This window comes from Agrobacterium sp. MCAB5 (assembly GCF_052114365.1).
Classification (GTDB): domain Bacteria; phylum Pseudomonadota; class Alphaproteobacteria; order Rhizobiales; family Rhizobiaceae; genus Agrobacterium; species Agrobacterium tumefaciens.
Genome location: NZ_JBFREP010000245.1, coordinates 1 through 468, shown reverse-complemented (window position 1 = coordinate 468; position 468 = coordinate 1). Strand labels below are relative to the sequence as shown.

The following is a 468-nucleotide window of genomic DNA, read 5'->3' as shown; positions in this document are numbered from 1 at the left end:
CAGTATAATAGTTGCGGGAGACGCCCAACACTTCTGCACGTCCCGCAAAGTCCTATTTTGCGTTGCCACTATCTCGGCTTGATTGTACTCTTCGCCCTCTAGTTGACTACGGAGGAGCTAATGAATGCGTTTGATCAAGATGGCGAAACGAGCCGCCCAGCATTAACGTGGGTGGACGGAGCAACCTTTTCCGTCGGTGGTCACACAATCACGATGGATTACGAGTATGGCGGCAGCAAGCGTGAATCCGGTCAATCCGATTTCACAATGATGAAATCAAGAACCTTTCTCGATCAATATCTCGCCCATGAGGGCGAAGACTTTCAGCGGATTTTCGAACTCGGCGTATATCAGGGCGGCTCATTTGTGTTCCTGAACGAAGTGTTTAAGCCAAGCAAAATCGCTGCCGTCGAGCTGTCCGAAGTGCCGATCCCCGCGCTCGACACGTACATTGATGCCCAACAGGGG

1 pseudogene is annotated in these 468 nt (G+C 51.7%); it reads left to right on the top strand.

Going from position 1 to position 468, the window contains the following annotated elements:
• Window positions 1-120: 120 nt before the first annotated feature.
• Window positions 121-468 (top strand): annotated as a pseudogene (locus AB4Z23_RS28450) (class I SAM-dependent methyltransferase); the annotation flags it as partial.